3 protein-coding genes are annotated in these 1453 nt (G+C 75.0%); 2 read left to right on the top strand and 1 reads right to left on the bottom strand.

Features of this window, described 5'->3' with window-relative positions:
- Both ABEB16_RS19740 and ABEB16_RS19745 read left to right on the top strand, forming a co-directional pair.
- Positions 1-655 (top strand): GNAT family N-acetyltransferase (locus ABEB16_RS19740; RefSeq protein WP_345713909.1); only part of this gene is annotated, 655 nt, incomplete at its 5' end.
- Between the two features lie 128 nt (positions 656-783).
- Complete coding sequence (locus tag ABEB16_RS19745) at positions 784-999, top strand: hypothetical protein (protein WP_345713910.1); 216 nt, start codon at positions 784-786, stop codon at positions 997-999.
- Between the two features lie 60 nt (positions 1000-1059).
- On the opposite strand, the gene ABEB16_RS19750 is transcribed toward ABEB16_RS19745, so the two are convergent.
- Positions 1060-1453, bottom strand: a 394-nt coding sequence (locus ABEB16_RS19750) for a tyrosine-type recombinase/integrase (protein WP_345713911.1), incomplete at its 5' end; no start/stop codon positions are given.

The following is a 1453-nucleotide window of genomic DNA, read 5'->3' on the forward strand; positions in this document are numbered from 1 at the left end:
GGCGCGGATGGACACCTGGGCGGAGGAGTCCCGCGCGGACCGCTGCGCCCTGTTCGCCCGCCACCACCTGCGCCCGCTGCGGTACTACACCGACATGCGCCGCGACCTGGCCGCGGCGCGCCTGCCGCGGCCGCGGCTGCCCGGGGGTCTGCGCCTGCAGCCCTACCGCGAGGAGCTGTCGGAGGGGGTGCGCGCGGCGCACAACGACGTCTTCCGCGACCACTGGGGTTCGCAGCCGCTCACGGCGGCGCACTGGGCGCTGCGGGTGACCGGCAGCCGCCACTTCCGCCCGGGGTGGAGCTTCGTCGTCTCCACCACCTCCACCACCTCCACCACCTCCAGCGGCGGCGGGGCGGGTGGGACGGACGTGGTGGCCGGGTACCTGCTGTCGGGCGCCTACGAGGAGGACTGGCCCGCGCAGGGGTTCCGCGAGGGCTGGACGGACCTGCTGGGGGTGCGCCGCCCCTTGCGCCGCCGCGGGGTGGCGTCGGCGCTGCTGACGGCCGCGGCCCGCGCCTACGCCGCCGACGGCATGGTCGCCGCCGGGCTCGACGTGGACAGCGCCAACCCCTCGGGGGCGGTGCGCCTGTACACCGCCCACGGCTACCGCCCGGCCCGGCGCAGCGTGCTGCACGCCAAGGACCTGCCGGCCTGACCCCCACCGGATCGGGGACGGATCGGGGACGGGTCGGGGACGGATCGGGTGGCGCGATCTCGGGTGGCGGGAAGCACTGCGGTGGTGTGACATCGGAGGAGTCGTCCCACGACCCCCGAGGAGTCCGCATGGTCATCGAGAAGCTGCACGACGCCGGCGTCAGGTCCGAGTGGGCCTACACCGCCGCCTTCGCCAGCATCGGTCTGTCGTTCCTGTCCTGGTACGCCTCCAAGAACAAGGAGCCCGCGGGCATCGACCGCGCCGACCGCTGGGGCATCTTCGTCGGCCAGTGGGCCCCCACCTTCTTCGGGCTGGGCAACGCCCTGCGCAGCTACGAGAAGTGAACCGGGCCGCCCCGGCGGCAGCACGCACCTGAGGGGGCACCGCCACGCGGCGGTGCCCCCTCAGCCGTCCGCGACCTCCCGCAGCACCGCGTAGGAGGAGTTCCCCGCGGCGGCCGAACGCAGCTCCTGCGCCCCGGCGTCGATGTAGCGCTGGGAGGTGTTCAGGCTCTGGTGCCCCAGCAGCCGCATCACCTCCACCGCGCTGGCCCCGCTGGCCACCACCCGCGTCGCGAACGTGTGCCGCAGGGCGTGCACGAGCGAACCGCGCAGCACCCGGTCGTGCACACCGGCCCACCGGTAGCAGGAGCGCACCAGGTACTGCAGCTGGTTGCGGGTCAGCTGCCGCCCCGCGCCGTCGACGAACAACCACTGCGTCGGACCCGGCAGCCGTTCCTCGCCCCAGCGCCGCGCCCGGCTGGCGAGGTAGGCCTCCAGCACCGCCGTCAGCGCGGGC

The sequence above is a fragment of the Kineococcus glutinatus genome (genome assembly GCF_039542765.1).
In the GTDB taxonomy this organism is placed as follows: domain Bacteria; phylum Actinomycetota; class Actinomycetes; order Actinomycetales; family Kineococcaceae; genus Kineococcus_A; species Kineococcus_A glutinatus.

Excerpts from the sequence above, each read along its gene's own strand:
- ABEB16_RS19745 (WP_345713910.1), top strand. The coding sequence starts at position 784 with ATGGTCATCGAGAAGCTGCACGACGCCGGCGTCAGGTCCGAGTGGGCC.